The organism is Nocardioides pymetrozini (assembly GCF_046058985.1).
Lineage (GTDB): Bacteria > Actinomycetota > Actinomycetes > Propionibacteriales > Nocardioidaceae > Nocardioides.
Genome location: NZ_CP175556.1, coordinates 1,796,673 through 1,810,969, shown reverse-complemented (window position 1 = coordinate 1,810,969; position 14,297 = coordinate 1,796,673). Strand labels below are relative to the sequence as shown.

Annotated in this window: 10 protein-coding genes and 1 tRNA gene; 2 read left to right on the top strand and 9 right to left on the bottom strand. The window is 69.8% G+C overall.

What is annotated here, in order from left to right; all coding sequences use genetic code 11:
* Nucleotides 1–15 precede the first annotated feature (15 nt).
* The 6 genes from ACJ5H2_RS08850 to ACJ5H2_RS08825 form a co-directional block, all read right to left on the bottom strand.
* Nucleotides 16–735, bottom strand: coding sequence for an ABC transporter ATP-binding protein (locus ACJ5H2_RS08850; protein WP_408899200.1), 720 nt, complete (start codon nt 733–735; stop codon nt 16–18).
* Nucleotides 725–1,504, bottom strand: coding sequence for an ABC transporter ATP-binding protein (locus tag ACJ5H2_RS08845; protein WP_408899199.1), 780 nt, complete (start codon nt 1,502–1,504; stop codon nt 725–727). Before ACJ5H2_RS08845 ends, ACJ5H2_RS08850 begins: the two co-directional genes overlap by 11 nt.
* A complete protein-coding gene (locus ACJ5H2_RS08840; RefSeq protein WP_408899198.1) occupies nt 1,497–2,621 on the bottom strand; it encodes a branched-chain amino acid ABC transporter permease in 1,125 nt (374 codons plus the stop codon). The genes ACJ5H2_RS08845 and ACJ5H2_RS08840 overlap by 8 nt, the downstream gene beginning before the upstream one ends.
* Nucleotides 2,618–3,607 (bottom strand): branched-chain amino acid ABC transporter permease, encoded by a 990-nt coding sequence (locus tag ACJ5H2_RS08835; protein WP_408899197.1) that lies wholly within the window; start codon nt 3,605–3,607, stop codon nt 2,618–2,620. Before ACJ5H2_RS08835 ends, ACJ5H2_RS08840 begins: the two co-directional genes overlap by 4 nt.
* 90 nt (nt 3,608–3,697) lie before the next feature.
* Nucleotides 3,698–4,837 carry a branched-chain amino acid ABC transporter substrate-binding protein gene (locus ACJ5H2_RS08830; protein ID WP_408899196.1) on the bottom strand — a complete coding sequence of 380 codons (1,140 nt, stop codon included), beginning with the start codon at nt 4,835–4,837 and terminating at the stop codon, nt 3,698–3,700.
* Between the two features lie 178 nt (nt 4,838–5,015).
* The gene (locus tag ACJ5H2_RS08825) at nt 5,016–5,642 is read right to left on the bottom strand and encodes an ANTAR domain-containing response regulator (RefSeq protein ID WP_408899195.1); all 627 of its coding nucleotides are present in this window, start codon (nt 5,640–5,642) and stop codon (nt 5,016–5,018) included.
* Between the two features lie 69 nt (nt 5,643–5,711).
* Here ACJ5H2_RS08825 and ACJ5H2_RS08820 point away from each other — a divergent pair.
* Nucleotides 5,712–5,794 (top strand) — tRNA-Leu (locus tag ACJ5H2_RS08820).
* A gap of 61 nt (nt 5,795–5,855) precedes the next feature.
* Entirely contained in the window at nt 5,856–6,635 is a 780-nt protein-coding gene (locus tag ACJ5H2_RS08815; protein ID WP_408899194.1) for a transcriptional regulator, read from the top strand.
* Between the two features lie 6 nt (nt 6,636–6,641).
* On the opposite strand, the gene pyk is transcribed toward ACJ5H2_RS08815, so the two are convergent.
* From pyk to gltB, 3 genes are all read right to left on the bottom strand, one after another.
* Nucleotides 6,642–8,108, bottom strand: coding sequence for a pyruvate kinase (gene pyk, locus ACJ5H2_RS08810; RefSeq protein ID WP_408899193.1), 1,467 nt, complete (start codon nt 8,106–8,108; stop codon nt 6,642–6,644).
* Nucleotides 8,109–8,218: 110 nt separating this feature from the next.
* On the bottom strand, nt 8,219–9,700 hold the full coding sequence (locus ACJ5H2_RS08805) for a glutamate synthase subunit beta (protein ID WP_408899192.1): 1,482 nt from the start codon (nt 9,698–9,700) through the stop codon (nt 8,219–8,221).
* Nucleotides 9,693–14,249, bottom strand: coding sequence for a glutamate synthase large subunit (gene gltB / locus ACJ5H2_RS08800; RefSeq protein WP_408899191.1), 4,557 nt, complete (start codon nt 14,247–14,249; stop codon nt 9,693–9,695). The genes ACJ5H2_RS08805 and gltB overlap by 8 nt, the downstream gene beginning before the upstream one ends.
* Nucleotides 14,250–14,297 lie beyond the last annotated feature (48 nt).

Here is a 14,297-nt window from a genome sequence, read left to right as displayed (position 1 = left end):
TCGTACGGCCGGTTGCTACACGTCGCCGCCGAGATAGGCGGCCTTGACGGCCGGGTCGACCGCGAGGTCGGCGCCCTTGCCGGAGCGCACGATCTCACCGGTCTCCAGGATGTGCGCGTCGTGGGAGCGCTTGAGCGCCTGGGCAGCGTTCTGCTCCACGAGGAGCACGGTGGTCCCCTGCTGGTTGATCTCCGTCACGATCGTGAAGATCTGCTGGATCAGCTTCGGCGCCAGGCCCATGGACGGCTCGTCGAGCAGCAGCAGCCGCGGCCGGGACATCAGCGCCCGGCCGATCGCCAGCATCTGCTGCTCGCCGCCCGACATGGTGCCCGACACCTGGTCGATGCGCTCCTCGAGCCGGGGGAAGAGCGACAGCACCCGCTCCATGTCCTCCCGGTAGGCCGCCGACTTGCGGTCCTTGCGGGTGAACGCGCCCATCTCGAGGTTCTCCCGGACCGTCATGCCGATGAAGCAGCGCCGTCCCTCCGGGGACTGCCCGATGCCGAGCTTGACCCGGTCGAACGGCTCGACCGAGGTGATGTCCTTGCCCTCGAACCGGATCGAGCCGGCGCGGACCTTGCGCAGCCCGGAGATGGTCTTCAGCGTCGTCGTCTTGCCGGCGCCGTTGGCGCCGATGAGGGTCGTGACGGTCCCCTCCGGGACGCTGAAGCTGATGTCACGGATGGCCTCGATGTGCCCGTAGTTGACACACAGGCCCTCGACCTCAAGAAGCATCTTCCTCGTCCACTCCCAGGTAGGCGGCGATCACCGCGGGGTTGTCACGGATCTCGGCCGGGGTTCCCTCGGCGATCTTGCGCCCGAACTCCAGTACGACGATCCGGTCGGTCACGCCCATCACGAGCTTCATGTCGTGCTCGATGAGCAGGACGGTGTAGCCCTGGTCGCGGACGCGGCGGATGAGGTTCATCAGCTCGACCTTCTCGGCCGGGTTGAAGCCGGCCGCGGGCTCGTCGAGGCAGATGAGCTTCGGGTTGGTCGCCATCGCCCGCGCGATCTCCAGGCGCCGCTGGTCGCCGTACGAGAGGTTGGCGGCCAGCTCGTCGGCCTTGCGGTGGATGCCCATGAACCGGAGCAGCTCCATCGCCCGGTCGTGGCCCTCCTTCTCCTCCCGGCGGTGCTTCGGCAGCCGGAACAGCGCGGACAGCATGCCCGTGCTGTGCTGCGCGTCGGCGCCCACGAGCACGTTCTCCAGCGCCGTCATGGTCGGGAAGAGCCGGATGTTCTGGAAGGTGCGCGCGATCCCCTGCTGGGTGATCTTGTGCTTCTTCAGCCCGACGATCGACCGGCCCTGGAAGCGGATGGCTCCGCTGGTGGGCCGGTAGACACCGGTGACCGCGTTGAAGCAGGTGGTCTTGCCGGCGCCGTTGGGCCCGATCAGGCCGAGGATCTCGCCCTCGGTGATGTGGAACGACACGTCGTCCAGCGCCGTGAGGCCGCCGAACTTCAAGGTGACGTTCTCGACCGCGAGAATCGCCTCAGACACGAGCGTTCTCCTCTCCGTCGCTGCCTTCCTCGAGCTGCTCGAGCTCCTGCTCCATGTGCTTGGCGCGCAACGTCCGTTTCGGCGGCAGCAGTCCCTCGGGCCGCACGGTGGCGAGCACCACGAGCGCGAGGCCGAACACCAACACCCGGAAGTCGTCGAACTCCCGGAAGCGCTGCGGCAGGTAGGCCACCAGCGTGGCGCCCACCAGGACGCCCCAGCGGTTGCCCTGCCCGCCCACGACGACGGCGGCGAGGTAGAGGATCGAGAAGAGCAGCAGGAACGACTGCGGGTTGATGAAGCCCTGGCGGCTGGCGTACAGACCACCGGCGAGACCGCCGATGAAGGCACCGGTCGCGAAGGCGAGCAGCTTGAACTTGAACGTCGGCACGCCCATCAGCTCGGCGGCGTCCTCGTCCTCGCGCGTGGCCTCCCAGGCCCGGCCGACCCGGCTGTTCTTGATCAGGATGTCGGCGATGAGCACGACGATGACGGCGGTGAGACCCATCCAGTAGTACGGGATCTGGTCGAGGACGCCGAAGAACAGGAACTTGGTCTGGTCCTCGGTGTCCACGAGCACGGTGCCGTCGCCCCAGAACAGGTGCGGGATCTGGAACCAGCCCTCCTCGCCCCCGAGACCCGGCGGCTTGGCGATGTTCTTGATGCCGCGGGTGTCGCCCAGCCACTCGGTGTTGACGGCGACCAGGCGGATGATCTCACCGAAGCCGAGCGTCACGATGGCCAGATAGTCACCGCGCACCCGCAGCGTCGGGGCGCCCAGCAGGATGCCCGAGACCATCGCGGCGAGGACGCCGACCGGGATGGCGAGCAGCAGCGGCCAGCTGGCGTGGAAGGACGTCAGGATCGCGACGGTGTAGGCACCGATCGCGTAGAAGCCGACGTACCCGAGGTCGAGCAGGCCGGCGTAGCCCACGACGATGTTGAGGCCGAGCGCGACCAGCGCGTAGATGCTGACCGTGAAGAGCACGCCGCCGAAGTCGACGCCGGGCGTCGAGATGAGCGGGGGCTCGAGCAGCGGCAGGGCATAGGCGAAGAGTGCGACCAGGATCCACAGCAGGATCTTGACCGGCCTCGGCAGGCTGGTGATCTTGTTCTTCATGCGCGTGCCTTTCCGAGCGACTCGCCGAGCAGGCCGGTGGGCCGGACGAGCAGGATCAGGACCAGCAGCACGAACGCGATGACGTCGCGCCACTCGGTGCCGAACAGGGCGGAGCCCCAGTTCTCCGCCACGCCGAGGACGAGTCCGCCGAGCAGGGCGCCGCGCAGGTTGCCGATGCCGCCGAGGACCGCGGCCGTGAACGCCTTGACGCCGAGCAGGAAGCCGACGTCGAAGCGGGTGGTGTCGATCTTGAGCATGTAGAGGAAGGCCGCGATGCCGGCCATCAGTCCACCGATCAGGAAGGTCACCTGGATCGTGCGCGTCGGGTTCACGCCCATCAGCGAGGCGGTCTCGGCGTCCTGGGCGGTGGCCCGGATGCCCTTGCCGAGGCGCGAGCGGCGCACGAACTGGTCGAGGAGCACCATCATGCCGACGGCCGCGACGATCACGATCATGTCGATGCTCGAGACGGAGACGCCCGCGACGTCGAAGCGGGGCTTCTCGATGACGCCCGCCATGCTGTTGTTGATGCGCGCCCCGGACACGTAGTCGCTGAGGTCGTCGTCGAGTCCGAGCCAGCCGGCGATCTTGTCGCGCAGGCCCATCAGCTCGGCGAGCACGAAGGACGCACCGATCGCGGAGATGAGGGCGATCAGTCGCGGCGCATTCCGCTTGATGAGCGGCCGGTAGGCCACCCGCTCCAGGACCAGTGCGATCACCGCCGACAGCAGCATCGCCGCGAACAGCGCGGCGATGAGGATGGCGATCAGCTTCACCCCGTCCGCCTCGGCGCCGTTGAGCGCCATGACGGTCCAGAGCATCGCGAAGGTGCCGTACATGAACACCTCGGAGTGGGCGAAGTTGATGAGCTGCAGCACGCCGTAGACCATCGTGTAGCCCAGCGCGACGAGCGCGTAGATCGCACCGAACGCGAGCCCGGTGATGGTGAGCTCGGGAAGGTTGTTGAAGAAGAATTCGAAGTTCAAGGCTGTGGGCCCCCAGTTCTGGACAGGGACGCGGCCGGGGACTCAGTCCCCGGCCGCGTCGGCTGTCATGTCGGACGGATCAGCGAGCGATCACTTGATCTCGCCCTCGGGGACGATGGCCCCGTCCTTCACGGTGTAGGCGTAGACGTGGACGTCGGCCGGCTCACCCTTGTCGTCGAACTTCAGCTGCTTGGTGATGCCCTTCTCGTCGTAGTCGTTGACGAAGGCGAGCATGTCCTCGCGGTTGTCGACGCCGTCCTCGATGCCGGCGAGGAAGATGCTCGCGGCGTCGTACGCCTCGGCGGCGTAGGTGCCGGGGGCCTCACCGAACTCGGCCTCGTAGTCCGCGGCGAACTCGGCGACGGCCGGGTCGGTGTCCGGGATGCAGGGGCAGGTGATGATGGTGCCCTCGGCGGCGGCCTTGGCGTCGAGGAACGCGGGGTCCTTCACGCCGTCGGCGACGACGAAGGTGCCGTCGAAGCCACCGTCACGCAGCTGGCCGATGAGGATGGTCGCCTCGGCGTAGTAGCCGCCGAAGAAGACCGCGTCCGGCTTCGCGTCGGTCACCTTGGTCACGGTCGCGGAGAAGTCGGTCTGCTTCTGCTGGATCGTGTCGGTGCCCTTGACCGCCGCGCCGAGGTCCTCCTCGACGATGCCGGCCAGGCCCGCGCCGTACTCGGAGGCGTCGTCGATGACGAACACCGAGGCAGCCTTCAGCGTGTCCTTGATGTAGCGCGCGGCGGCCGGACCCTGGGTCGCGTCGTTGCCGAGCGCGCGGTGGAAGGTGTCCCAGCCGTTGTCGGCCAGGGTCGGGTTGGTCGCCGAGGGGGTGATCGTCGGCAGGCCGGCCTCGGCGAAGGTGTCGCCGGCGGCGGCCGACTCGCCGGAGAACGCCGGGCCGACGACGCCGATGAGGTTCTCGTCGCCCGCGGCCTCGGTCGCCAGCGCCGGCGCCTCGTCCGGGCTGCCCTGCGAGTCGTACTTGACGAACTCGATCTCGCAGTCGGCGTCCTCGTTGTACTGGTCGACCGCGAGCTGCGCGCCCTGGATGATCGGCTTTCCGAGGCCGGCCGCGTCGCCGGTCTCGGGACCGAAGAAGGCCAGCTTCAGGTCGCAGGCCGCGTCGCCGCCGCCACCGTCCCCGCCGTCCTCCGTGGTGCCGCATGCCGTCAGGCTCAGACCGAGCGCCAGCGCTGCGACGCCGGCCGCGAATACCTTGTTACGCCTCAAGACAAGTCCCACTTCCTTGTTCGAACCCGCGGGCAGCGGTCGCCGCCCACCGGAGATGTCCTGCGGCGGGAACCTACACCGGCGGGAGGGGCCGGTGGAAGCAACTCGGTGGCCCAGGTCACAAATCATGACGAATCTGTTACCTGGACGACCCGAACGTCGGACGATTTGCGTCCGGTCAGCTCGGCGAGCCGCCCGGCACGCCGTGGGTCACGACGCCCTCGGCGACCTCGCGCATCGACATGCGCAGGTCCATCGCCGTCTTCTGGATCCAGCGGAACGCCTCGGCCTCGGAGAGGGACAGCTGCTCCTGCAGGATGCCCTTGGCCCGGTCGACGGCCTTGCGGGTCTCGAGCCGCTCGGTGAGGTCGCTGACCTCGCTCTCGAGCTGCCGGATCTCCGCGAACCGGCTCACGGCCATCTCGATCGCCGGCACGAGGTCGGACTGGGAGAACGGCTTCACGAGATACGACATCGCCCCGGCCTCGCGCGCCCGCTCGACCAGCTCGCGCTGGGAGAAGGCGGTGAGCATGACGACGGGGGCGATCCGCTGGCCGGCGATCGCCTCGGCGGCGGCGATGCCGTCGAGCACGGGCATCTTCACGTCGAGGATCACCAGGTCGGGCCGGAGCTCCTGCGCGAGCTCGATCGCCCGCTGCCCGTCGCCCGCCTGTCCGACGACGTCGTAGCCCTCCTCGGCCAGCATCTCGGCCAGGTCCATCCGGATCAGGGTCTCGTCCTCGGCGATGACCACGGTGCGGGGCCGCGACGGGGCGGGCTGCTCGGTCGGGGCGGTCTCGGTCACGGGGTCAGGCTATCGGTCCGGGCGGTGTGGGTTCGGAGCACTGTCTCGGCTACCGTTTCCCCCGACCTGGCCGGGTTGGCGGAACGGCAGACGCGATGGTCTCAAACACCATTGTCCGAAAGGGCGTGTGGGTTCGAATCCCACACCCGGCACCCGGCCTCAGCCCCGGTACTCCCGGAGGAGTTCTGTCGGACCGTCGTAGGACCCTGTGCCATGGTCCACGTCCGTCCCACCGACGTCGTCAAGAGCGCTTTGCGCGACTCTGACGCCGGCCTCTCCGACGCAGCGAATGCAGCCAAGCACGGCGTCGCGATCAAGACAATCCGTCGGTGGCGACGGCTCTACCAGCGTCGTGGCCTGCCCCGCGGGCAGACACACACGTCGGTGCCCTGCCCGCGCTGCGCGGGGACCGACCTCGACCGTCGTGCCTATGCGGAGCTCCTCGGGTGGTATCTCGGCGACGGCCACCTCTCCCGCGGTCGTGGCACCGTTTGGAACCTGCACGTCTTCAACGACGAGAAGTACACCGAGGACAACGCACACCTTCTGGATCTGATGAGGCGAGTCAAGCCCGGCGGCCGGCCGCACACCCGGCGGGCACCAGGCTGCGTCATCACGACGGTCTCGTGGCAGCACTGGCCCTGCCTGTTCCCCCAGTACGGCCCCGGACGCAAGCACGAGCGGCCGATCGTGCTCGAGGACTGGCAGCGCTCGATCGTCGAGGCCCACCCCGGCCCGTTCCTGCGCGGCCTGTTCCATTCCGACGGCTGCCGGGTCGACAACTGGGCGCGGCGCCTCGTCGCCGGGCAACCGAAGGTCTACCGCTACCCGCGCTGGCAGTTCGTCAACGCGTCGCGGGACATCCGCGAGCTGTGCTGCTGGGCCCTCGACCTGGTCGAGATCCCGTGGCGCCAGTCCAACAGCCGGGTGATCAGCGTGTCCCGCCGCGAGGCGGTAGCCCGGCTGGACGCGCTGATCGGGCCGAAGACCTGAGCGGGGTCAGCGGCTGCGGCGGTACGCCGGGGCGACCTCGTTGATCGCGTCGCCCATGCGGTGCACGCGCAGCGCGTTCGTCGAGCCGGGGATGCCCGGCGGGCTGCCGGCGACGATGACCACGCGGTCGCCCTCCTTGACCCGGCCGATCTTGAGCAGCTCCTCGTCGACCTGGCGGACCATCTCGTCGGTGTGCTCGACCGTGGAGGTCTTGAACGCCTCGACGCCCCAGCTGACGGCGAGCTGCGAGCGGGCGCGGGCCTCGGGGGTGAAGGCGAGCACGGGGATCGGGCTGCGCAGCCGGGCCAGCCGTCGCGCGGAGTCGCCCGACTGGGTGAACGCCACGACGTACTTGGCGCCGACGCGCTGGGCGACCTCCTCGGCGGCCTTGGTGATCACGCCCGACGTCGTGTGGGGGTCCCACTCGATCCGTCCGAAGCGGCTGAAGGTCTCGTCGACGAGCGCGTGCGCCTCCGTCGCGGCGATGATCCGCGCCATCGTCTCGACGGTGTGCACGGGGTGCTCCCCCACGCTGGTCTCGCCGGACAGCATCACCGCGTCGGCGCCGTCCAGGACGGCGTTGGCGACGTCGCTGGCCTCCGCGCGCGTCGGCGCGGGGTTCGCGACCATCGACTCCAGCATCTGGGTCGCGACGATCACCGGCTTGGCGTTGCGCCGCGCCGCGACGATGACCTTCTTCTGCAAGAAGGGCACCTCCTCCAGCGGGCACTCCACGCCGAGGTCGCCCCGGGCGACCATGAACGCGTCGAAGGCGTCGATCACCTCGTCGAGGTTCTCGATCGCCTGCGGCTTCTCGATCTTCGCGATGACCGGGACCATGATCCCCTCCTCGCGCATGATCGTCCGCACGTCCTCCGCGTCCGCGGCGTTGCGTACGAAGCTCAGCGCGATGAAGTCGACGCCCAGGCGCAGCGCGAAGCGCAGGTCCTCGGTGTCCTTCTCCGACAGGGCGGGCACGGACACCGCGACACCCGGGAGGTTGATGCCCTTGTTGTTGCTGACCTTGCCGGCGACGAGGACCTCGGTCACCACGTCGGTCCCGTCGACGACCTCGACCACCCGCAGGCGCACCTTGCCGTCGTCGATCAGCAGCGGGTCCCCCGGCGCGACGTCCCCGGGCAGCCCCTTGTACGTCGTGCCGCAGATCTCGGCGTTGCCCTCGACGTCGCGGGTCGTGATCGTCCAGCGCTGGCCGCGCTGCAGCTGCACGGGACCGTCAGCGAACCGCTCGAGCCGGATCTTCGGACCCTGGAGGTCGGCGAGGATGCCGACGCCGTGGCCCGACGCGTCCGAGGCGGCGCGGACCAGCCGGTAGGCCTCGGCGTGCTGCTCGTGGCTGCCGTGGCTCATGTTGAGCCGGGCGACGTCCATCCCCGCGTAGACGAGCTCGCGGATCCTCCGCTCCGAGCTGGTGGCCGGCCCCAGGGTGCACACGATCTTGGCTCTCCGCACCCCTAGAGCCTATCGGTCAGTTGGAACGTGAAAAAGCCGGCCCGCCCCGATCGACGGGGCGGGCCGGGGGTTTCGAGGCTCGCTTCGCTCGCACCTCAACCAGCGAGGGGTCAGACGACCAGCGGGCGTGCGGTCGGCGGGATCGGCGCGGGCAGCTGCGTGCTGCCGGTGAGGTAGGTGTCCACCCCTGCCGCGGCGGCGCGGCCCTCGGCGATCGCCCACACGATGAGGGACTGGCCGCGACCGGCGTCGCCGGCGACGAAGACGCCGTCGACGTTGGTCGCGTAGGAGTCGTCCCTCCTGATGTTCCCGCGCTCGTCGAGCTCCAGGCCGAGCTGCTCGACCAGGCCGCCCTGCTCGGGCCCGACGAAGCCCATCGCGAAGAGGACCAGGTCGGCCGGGATCTCGCGCTCCGTGCCCTCGTGCTCGACGAGCTTGCCGCCTTCGAAGGAGACCTCGACCAGGCGCAGGGCCCGGACGTTGCCGTCCTCGTCGCCGAGGAACTCCTTGGTCGACACGGCGTACACCCGCTCGCCACCCTCCTCGTGCGCGGAGGACACGCGGTAGGTCATCGGGTACGTCGGCCAGGGCTGCCCGTCCGGACGGTCCTCGGTCGGCTGCGGCATGATCTCCAGCTGCGTGATGGACGCCGCGCCCTGCCGGATCGAGGTGCCGAGGCAGTCGGCACCGGTGTCACCGCCGCCGATGATCACGACGTGCTTGCCGTCGGCTCGGATCTGCTCCGAGCCGTCCGTCGTCGGAGCCTCGCCGAGCGCGGCCCGGTTGGCCTGCGGCAGGAACTCCATCGCCTGGTGGATGCCGCGCAGCTCGCGCCCGGGCACCGGCAGGTCGCGCGGCACCGTCGATCCGATGGCCAGCACGACGGCGTCGAACCGGTCGCGCAGCGCGTCCCCGGTGAGCTTGCCCGTGCCGACCTCGACGCCCGAGCGGAACACCGTGCCCTCACGCCGCATCTGGTCGAGGCGGCGCTCGAGGTGCGTCTTCTCCATCTTGAACTCGGGGATGCCGTAGCGCAGCAGTCCGCCGGGCTGGTCGGCCCGCTCGTAGACGGCCACGGTGTGACCGGCCCGGGTGAGCTGCTGGGCGACGGCCAGGCCGGCGGGCCCCGAGCCGACCACGGCCACGGTCTTGCCGGTGAGCCACTCGGGGGGCTGCGGCCGGACGAAGCCCGACTCGTAGGCCCGGTCGATGATCGAGACCTCGATGTTCTTGATCGTGACCGCGGGCTGGTTGATGCCCAGCACGCAGGCCGTCTCGCAGGGCGCGGGACACAGGCGACCGGTGAACTCCGGGAAGTTGTTGGTCGCGTGCAGGCGCTCGATGGCGCCGTCCCAGTCGTCGCGCCAGACCAGGTCGTTCCACTCCGGGATGATGTTGCCCAGCGGGCAGCCGGAGTGGCAGAACGGGATGCCGCAGTCCATGCAGCGGCTGGCCTGGGTGTTGATGATCGGCAGCAGCGCGCGGCCGACACCACCCGGGTAGACCTCGTTCCAGTCCTGGACGCGCTCCTCCACCGGGCGCCGGGTCGCGACCTCGCGCCCGTGCTTCAGGAAGCCCTTCGGGTCAGCCATGGAGCACCTCCATAATCCGGTTGGCGGCGGCATCGGCATCGAGGCCCTCGGCCTCCGCCTCCGCCTGGACGGCCAGGACCTTCGCGTAGTCCCGCGGCATGACCTCGGTGAACCGCGGCAGGGCGGCCTCCCAGTCGGCCAGCAGCGCCTCGGCGAGCTCCGATCCGGTCTCCTCGAGGTGGGTGCGGACCAGCTGCTGGAGCTCGTCGGCGTACCGCTCCGAGACCGGGCCGAGGTCGACGAGCTCGGCGTTGACCCGGAACTCCTTGAGGTCCAGGACCCAGGCGATGCCGCCCGACATGCCCGCGGCGAAGTTGCGCCCGGTCTTGCCGAGGACGACCACGCGGCCGCCGGTCATGTACTCGCAGCCGTGGTCGCCCACGCCCTCGGTGACGACCTTGGCGCCGGAGTTGCGCACGCAGCAACGCTCGCCGACGCCGCCGCGGATGAAGATCTCACCCGAGGTCGCGCCGTAGGCGATGGTGTTGCCCGCGATGATGTGCTCCTCGGCGCGGAAGGTCGCGCTCCGGTCGGGTCGGATCGCGATCCGGCCGCCCGAGAGGCCCTTGCCGACGTAGTCGTTGGCGTCGCCCTCGAGCCGCAGCGTGATGCCCTTCGGCACGAAGGCGCCGAAGGACTGGCCCGCCGAGCCGACGAAGGTCAGGTCGATCGTGCCGTCGGGCAGGCCCGCGCCGCCGTACTTCTTGGTGACCTCGTGGCCGAGGATCGTGCCGACGGTCCGGTGCACGTTGCGGATGGCCAGCTGCGCGCGGACCGGCTCGCCCGTCGCAATGGCCGGTGCCGCGAGCGGCAGGATCTCCGTGACGTCGAGCGACCTGTCCAGGCCGTGGTCCTGGACGCCGGTGTTGCGCACGTCCTGGTCGGGGAAGTGCGTGTCGGCGACCTCGACCTTGTGCAGGATCGGCGCGAGGTCGAGGCCCTGCGCCTTCCAGTGCCGCTCGGCGTCGACGGTGTCGAGCGCCTGCACCTGGCCGACGGCCTCCTCGATCGACCGGAAGCCCAGCTGGGCGAGCAGCTCGCGGACCTCCTCGGCGATGAACTCGAAGAAGTTGACGACGTACTCGGCCTTGCCGCTGAAGCGCGAGCGCAGGGTCGGGTTCTGCGTCGCGACGCCCACCGGGCAGGTGTCGAGGTGGCACACCCGCATCAGGATGCAGCCCGACACCACGAGCGGCGCGGTCGCGAAGCCGAACTCCTCGGCGCCGAGCAGCGCGGCGATGACGACGTCGCGGCCCGTCTTCAGCTGGCCGTCGGTCTGTACGACGATGCGGTCGCGCAGGCCGTTGAGCAGCAGGGTCTGCTGGGTCTCGGCGAGGCCGAGCTCCCAGGGACCGCCGGCGTGCTTGAGGGAGGTCAGCGGGGAGGCACCCGTGCCGCCGTCGTGACCCGACACGAGGACCACGTCCGCGTGCGCCTTCGACACGCCCGCCGCGACCGTGCCAACGCCGACCTCGGAGACCAGCTTCACGTGGACGCGGGCCGAGGGGTTGGCGTTCTTGAGGTCGTGGATCAGCTGCGCCAGGTCCTCGATCGAGTAGATGTCGTGGTGCGGCGGCGGGCTGATCAGACCGACGCCGGGCGTGGAGTGCCGGGTCTTGGCCACCCACGGGTAGACCTTGTTGCCGGGCAGCTGGCCGCCCTCACCGGGCTTCGCGCCCTGCGCCATCTTGATCTGGATGTCGTCGGCGTTGGTGAGGTACTCCGAGGTGACGCCGAAGCGGCCGGAGGCGACCTGCTTGATCGAGCTGCGGCGCTCGGGGTCGTAGAGCCGCTCCGGGTCCTCGCCGCCCTCGCCGGTGTTGGACTTAGCGCCCAGCCGGTTCATGGCGATGGCGAGGGTCTCGTGTGCCTCACGGGAGATCGAGCCGTAGGACATGGCGCCGGTCGAGAACCGCTTGACGATCTCGGAGACCGGCTCCACCTCGTCGATCGGGATCGGCGATCGCCCGAAGGCGCCGGCGTCCTTGAACTTGAACAGCCCGCGCAGGGTCATCAGCCGCTCGGACTGGTCGTCGACGGCCTTCGTGTACTGCTTGAAGATGTCGTAGCGACCGGTGCGCGTCGAGTGCTGCAGGCGGAAGACCGTCTCCGGGTTGAACAGGTGCGGCTCGCCCTCGCGACGCCACTGGTACTCGCCGCCGATCTCGAGCTCGCGGTGCGCGGGCGCGATGCCCGCCGGCGGGTACGCCTTGGCGTGGCGCGCGGCGACCTCCTGCGCGACGACGTCGAGCTCGACGCCGCCCAGCTTGGAGGTGGTGCCGGTGAAGTACTTGTCGACGACCGACTGCGACAGACCGACGCACTCGAAGATCTGCGCACCGGTGTACGACGCCACGGTGCTCACGCCGATCTTCGACATGACCTTCACGACGCCCTTGCCGAGCGCCTTGACGAGGTTCTTCACCGCCTGCTCGGGCTCGGCCTTGACGTAGTAGCCCTCGCGGGCGAGGTCCTCGACGCTCTCCATGGCCAGATACGGGTTCACCGCGGCCGCGCCGTAGCCGACGAGGAGCGCCACGTGGTGCACCTCGCGGACGTCGCCGGCCTCGACCAGCAGGCCGACCTGGGTCCGGGTCTTCTCCCGGACCAGGTGGTGGTGGACCGCGCCGGTGAGGAGCAGCGACGGGATCGGCGCGAGGTCGGCCGTGGCGTGCCGGTCCGAGAGCACGATGATCCGGGCGCCGGACTCGATCGCGGCCGACACCTCCTGGCAGATCTCGTCGAGCCGCGCCGCCATCGCGGCGCCGCCGCCGTTGACGTCGTACAGGCCGCGGGCGACGTGGGTCTGGAAGCCCGGGTGGTCGCCGTCGCGGTTGATGTGGCGGATCTTGACCAGGTCGTCGTTGGAGATGACCGGGAAGGGCACCACGATCTGGCGACAGGACGCCGGACCGGGCTCGAGCAGGTTGGCCTCCGGGCCGATGGTCCCGTTGAGCGAGGTGACGAGCTCCTCGCGGATGGCGTCCAGGGGCGGGTTGGTGACCTGCGCGAAGAGCTGGCTGAAGTAGTCGAAGAGCAGCCGGGGCTTGTCGCTCAGTGCCGCGATGGGGGTGTCGGTGCCCATCGACCCGAGCGGCTCGCCACCGGTGTTGGCCATCGGCGTGAGGATGACCCGCAGCTCCTCCTCGGTGTAGCCGAAGATCTGCTGGCGCCGGGTGACCGAGGCGTGGGTGTGCACGATGTGCTCACGCTCGGGGATGTCGTCGAGGTGGATGATGCCGCCGTGCAGCCACTCGCCGTACGGGTTCTCCGAGGCGAGCTGCTCCTTGATCTCCTCGTCCTCGATGATCCGGTGCTCCTCGGTGTCGATGAGGAACATCCGGCCCGGCTGCAGGCGGCCCTTGCGGACGACCGTGGCGGGGTCGAGGTCGAGCACGCCGACCTCGGAGGCGAGGACGACCAGGCCGTCGTCGGTGACCCAGAAGCGCGACGGGCGCAGGCCGTTGCGGTCCAGGACCGCACCGATCTGGGTGCCGTCGGTGAACACGACACACGCGGGGCCGTCCCACGGCTCCATCAGCGCGGAGTGGAAGCGGTAGAAGTCGCGCCGCTTCTCGTCCATCTCGGTGTGGTTCTCCCACGCCTCCGGGATCATCATCAGCACCGCGTGCGGCAGGCTGCGACCACCCATGTGGAGGAGCTCGAGGACCTCGTCGAAGGACGCCGAGTCGGAGGCGCCCGGGGTGCAGATCGGGAACAGCCGCTCGAAGTCGCCCGGGATCTCGGCCGACGACAGCAGGGCCTCGCGGGCGCGCATCCAGTTGCGGTTGCCCATGACCGTGTTGATCTCACCGTTGTGGGCGATGAACCGGAAGGGGTGCGACAGCGGCCAGCTCGGGAAGGTGTTCGTCGAGAACCGGGAGTGGACGACGGCGAGCGCCGAGGCCATCCGCTCGTCGACCAGGTCAGGGAAGAAGTGGTCGAGCTGGTCGGTCGTCAGCATGCCCTTGTAGGCCAGGGTGCGCGAGGACAGCGACGGGAAGTAGACCTCCGTCTCGCGCTCGGCCCGCTTGCGCAGGCAGAAGGCGAGCCGCTCCAGGTCCATGCCGTTGAGGGGGCCACCTGCCGCCTGCACGAAGAGCTGGGCGAAGGTGGGCATGACGCTGAGCGCCATGGTGCCGAGGATCGACGGGTCGACGGGGACCTCGCGCCAGCCGAGCACGACGAGGCTCTCCTCGGCCGCGATCTCCTCGATCCGGGCGCGGGTCTTGGCGACCTGGCCCTCGTCGCCCGGCAGGAACGCCGTGCCGACGGCGTACGTGCCCGCGGCGGGCAGCGTGATGCCGGCGTCGGCGGCGACCGCGCGCAGGAAGGCGTCGGGGACCTGCATGAGGATTCCGGCGCCGTCTCCGGAGTTGGGCTCGGCCCCCGCGGCACCGCGGTGGTCGAGGTTGCGAAGGGCCGTCAGGGCCTTGGCCACGATGTCGTGGCTGGCCTCACCGGTCAGCGTCGCGACGAAGGCGACGCCACAGGCGTCGTGCTCGTGACGCGGGTCGTAGAGACCCTCCGGCGGCGGGAACGCGTGCATAGAGGGCACCTGGGTTCTCCCGTCGACTACGTCTGTGTCCGGATGTCC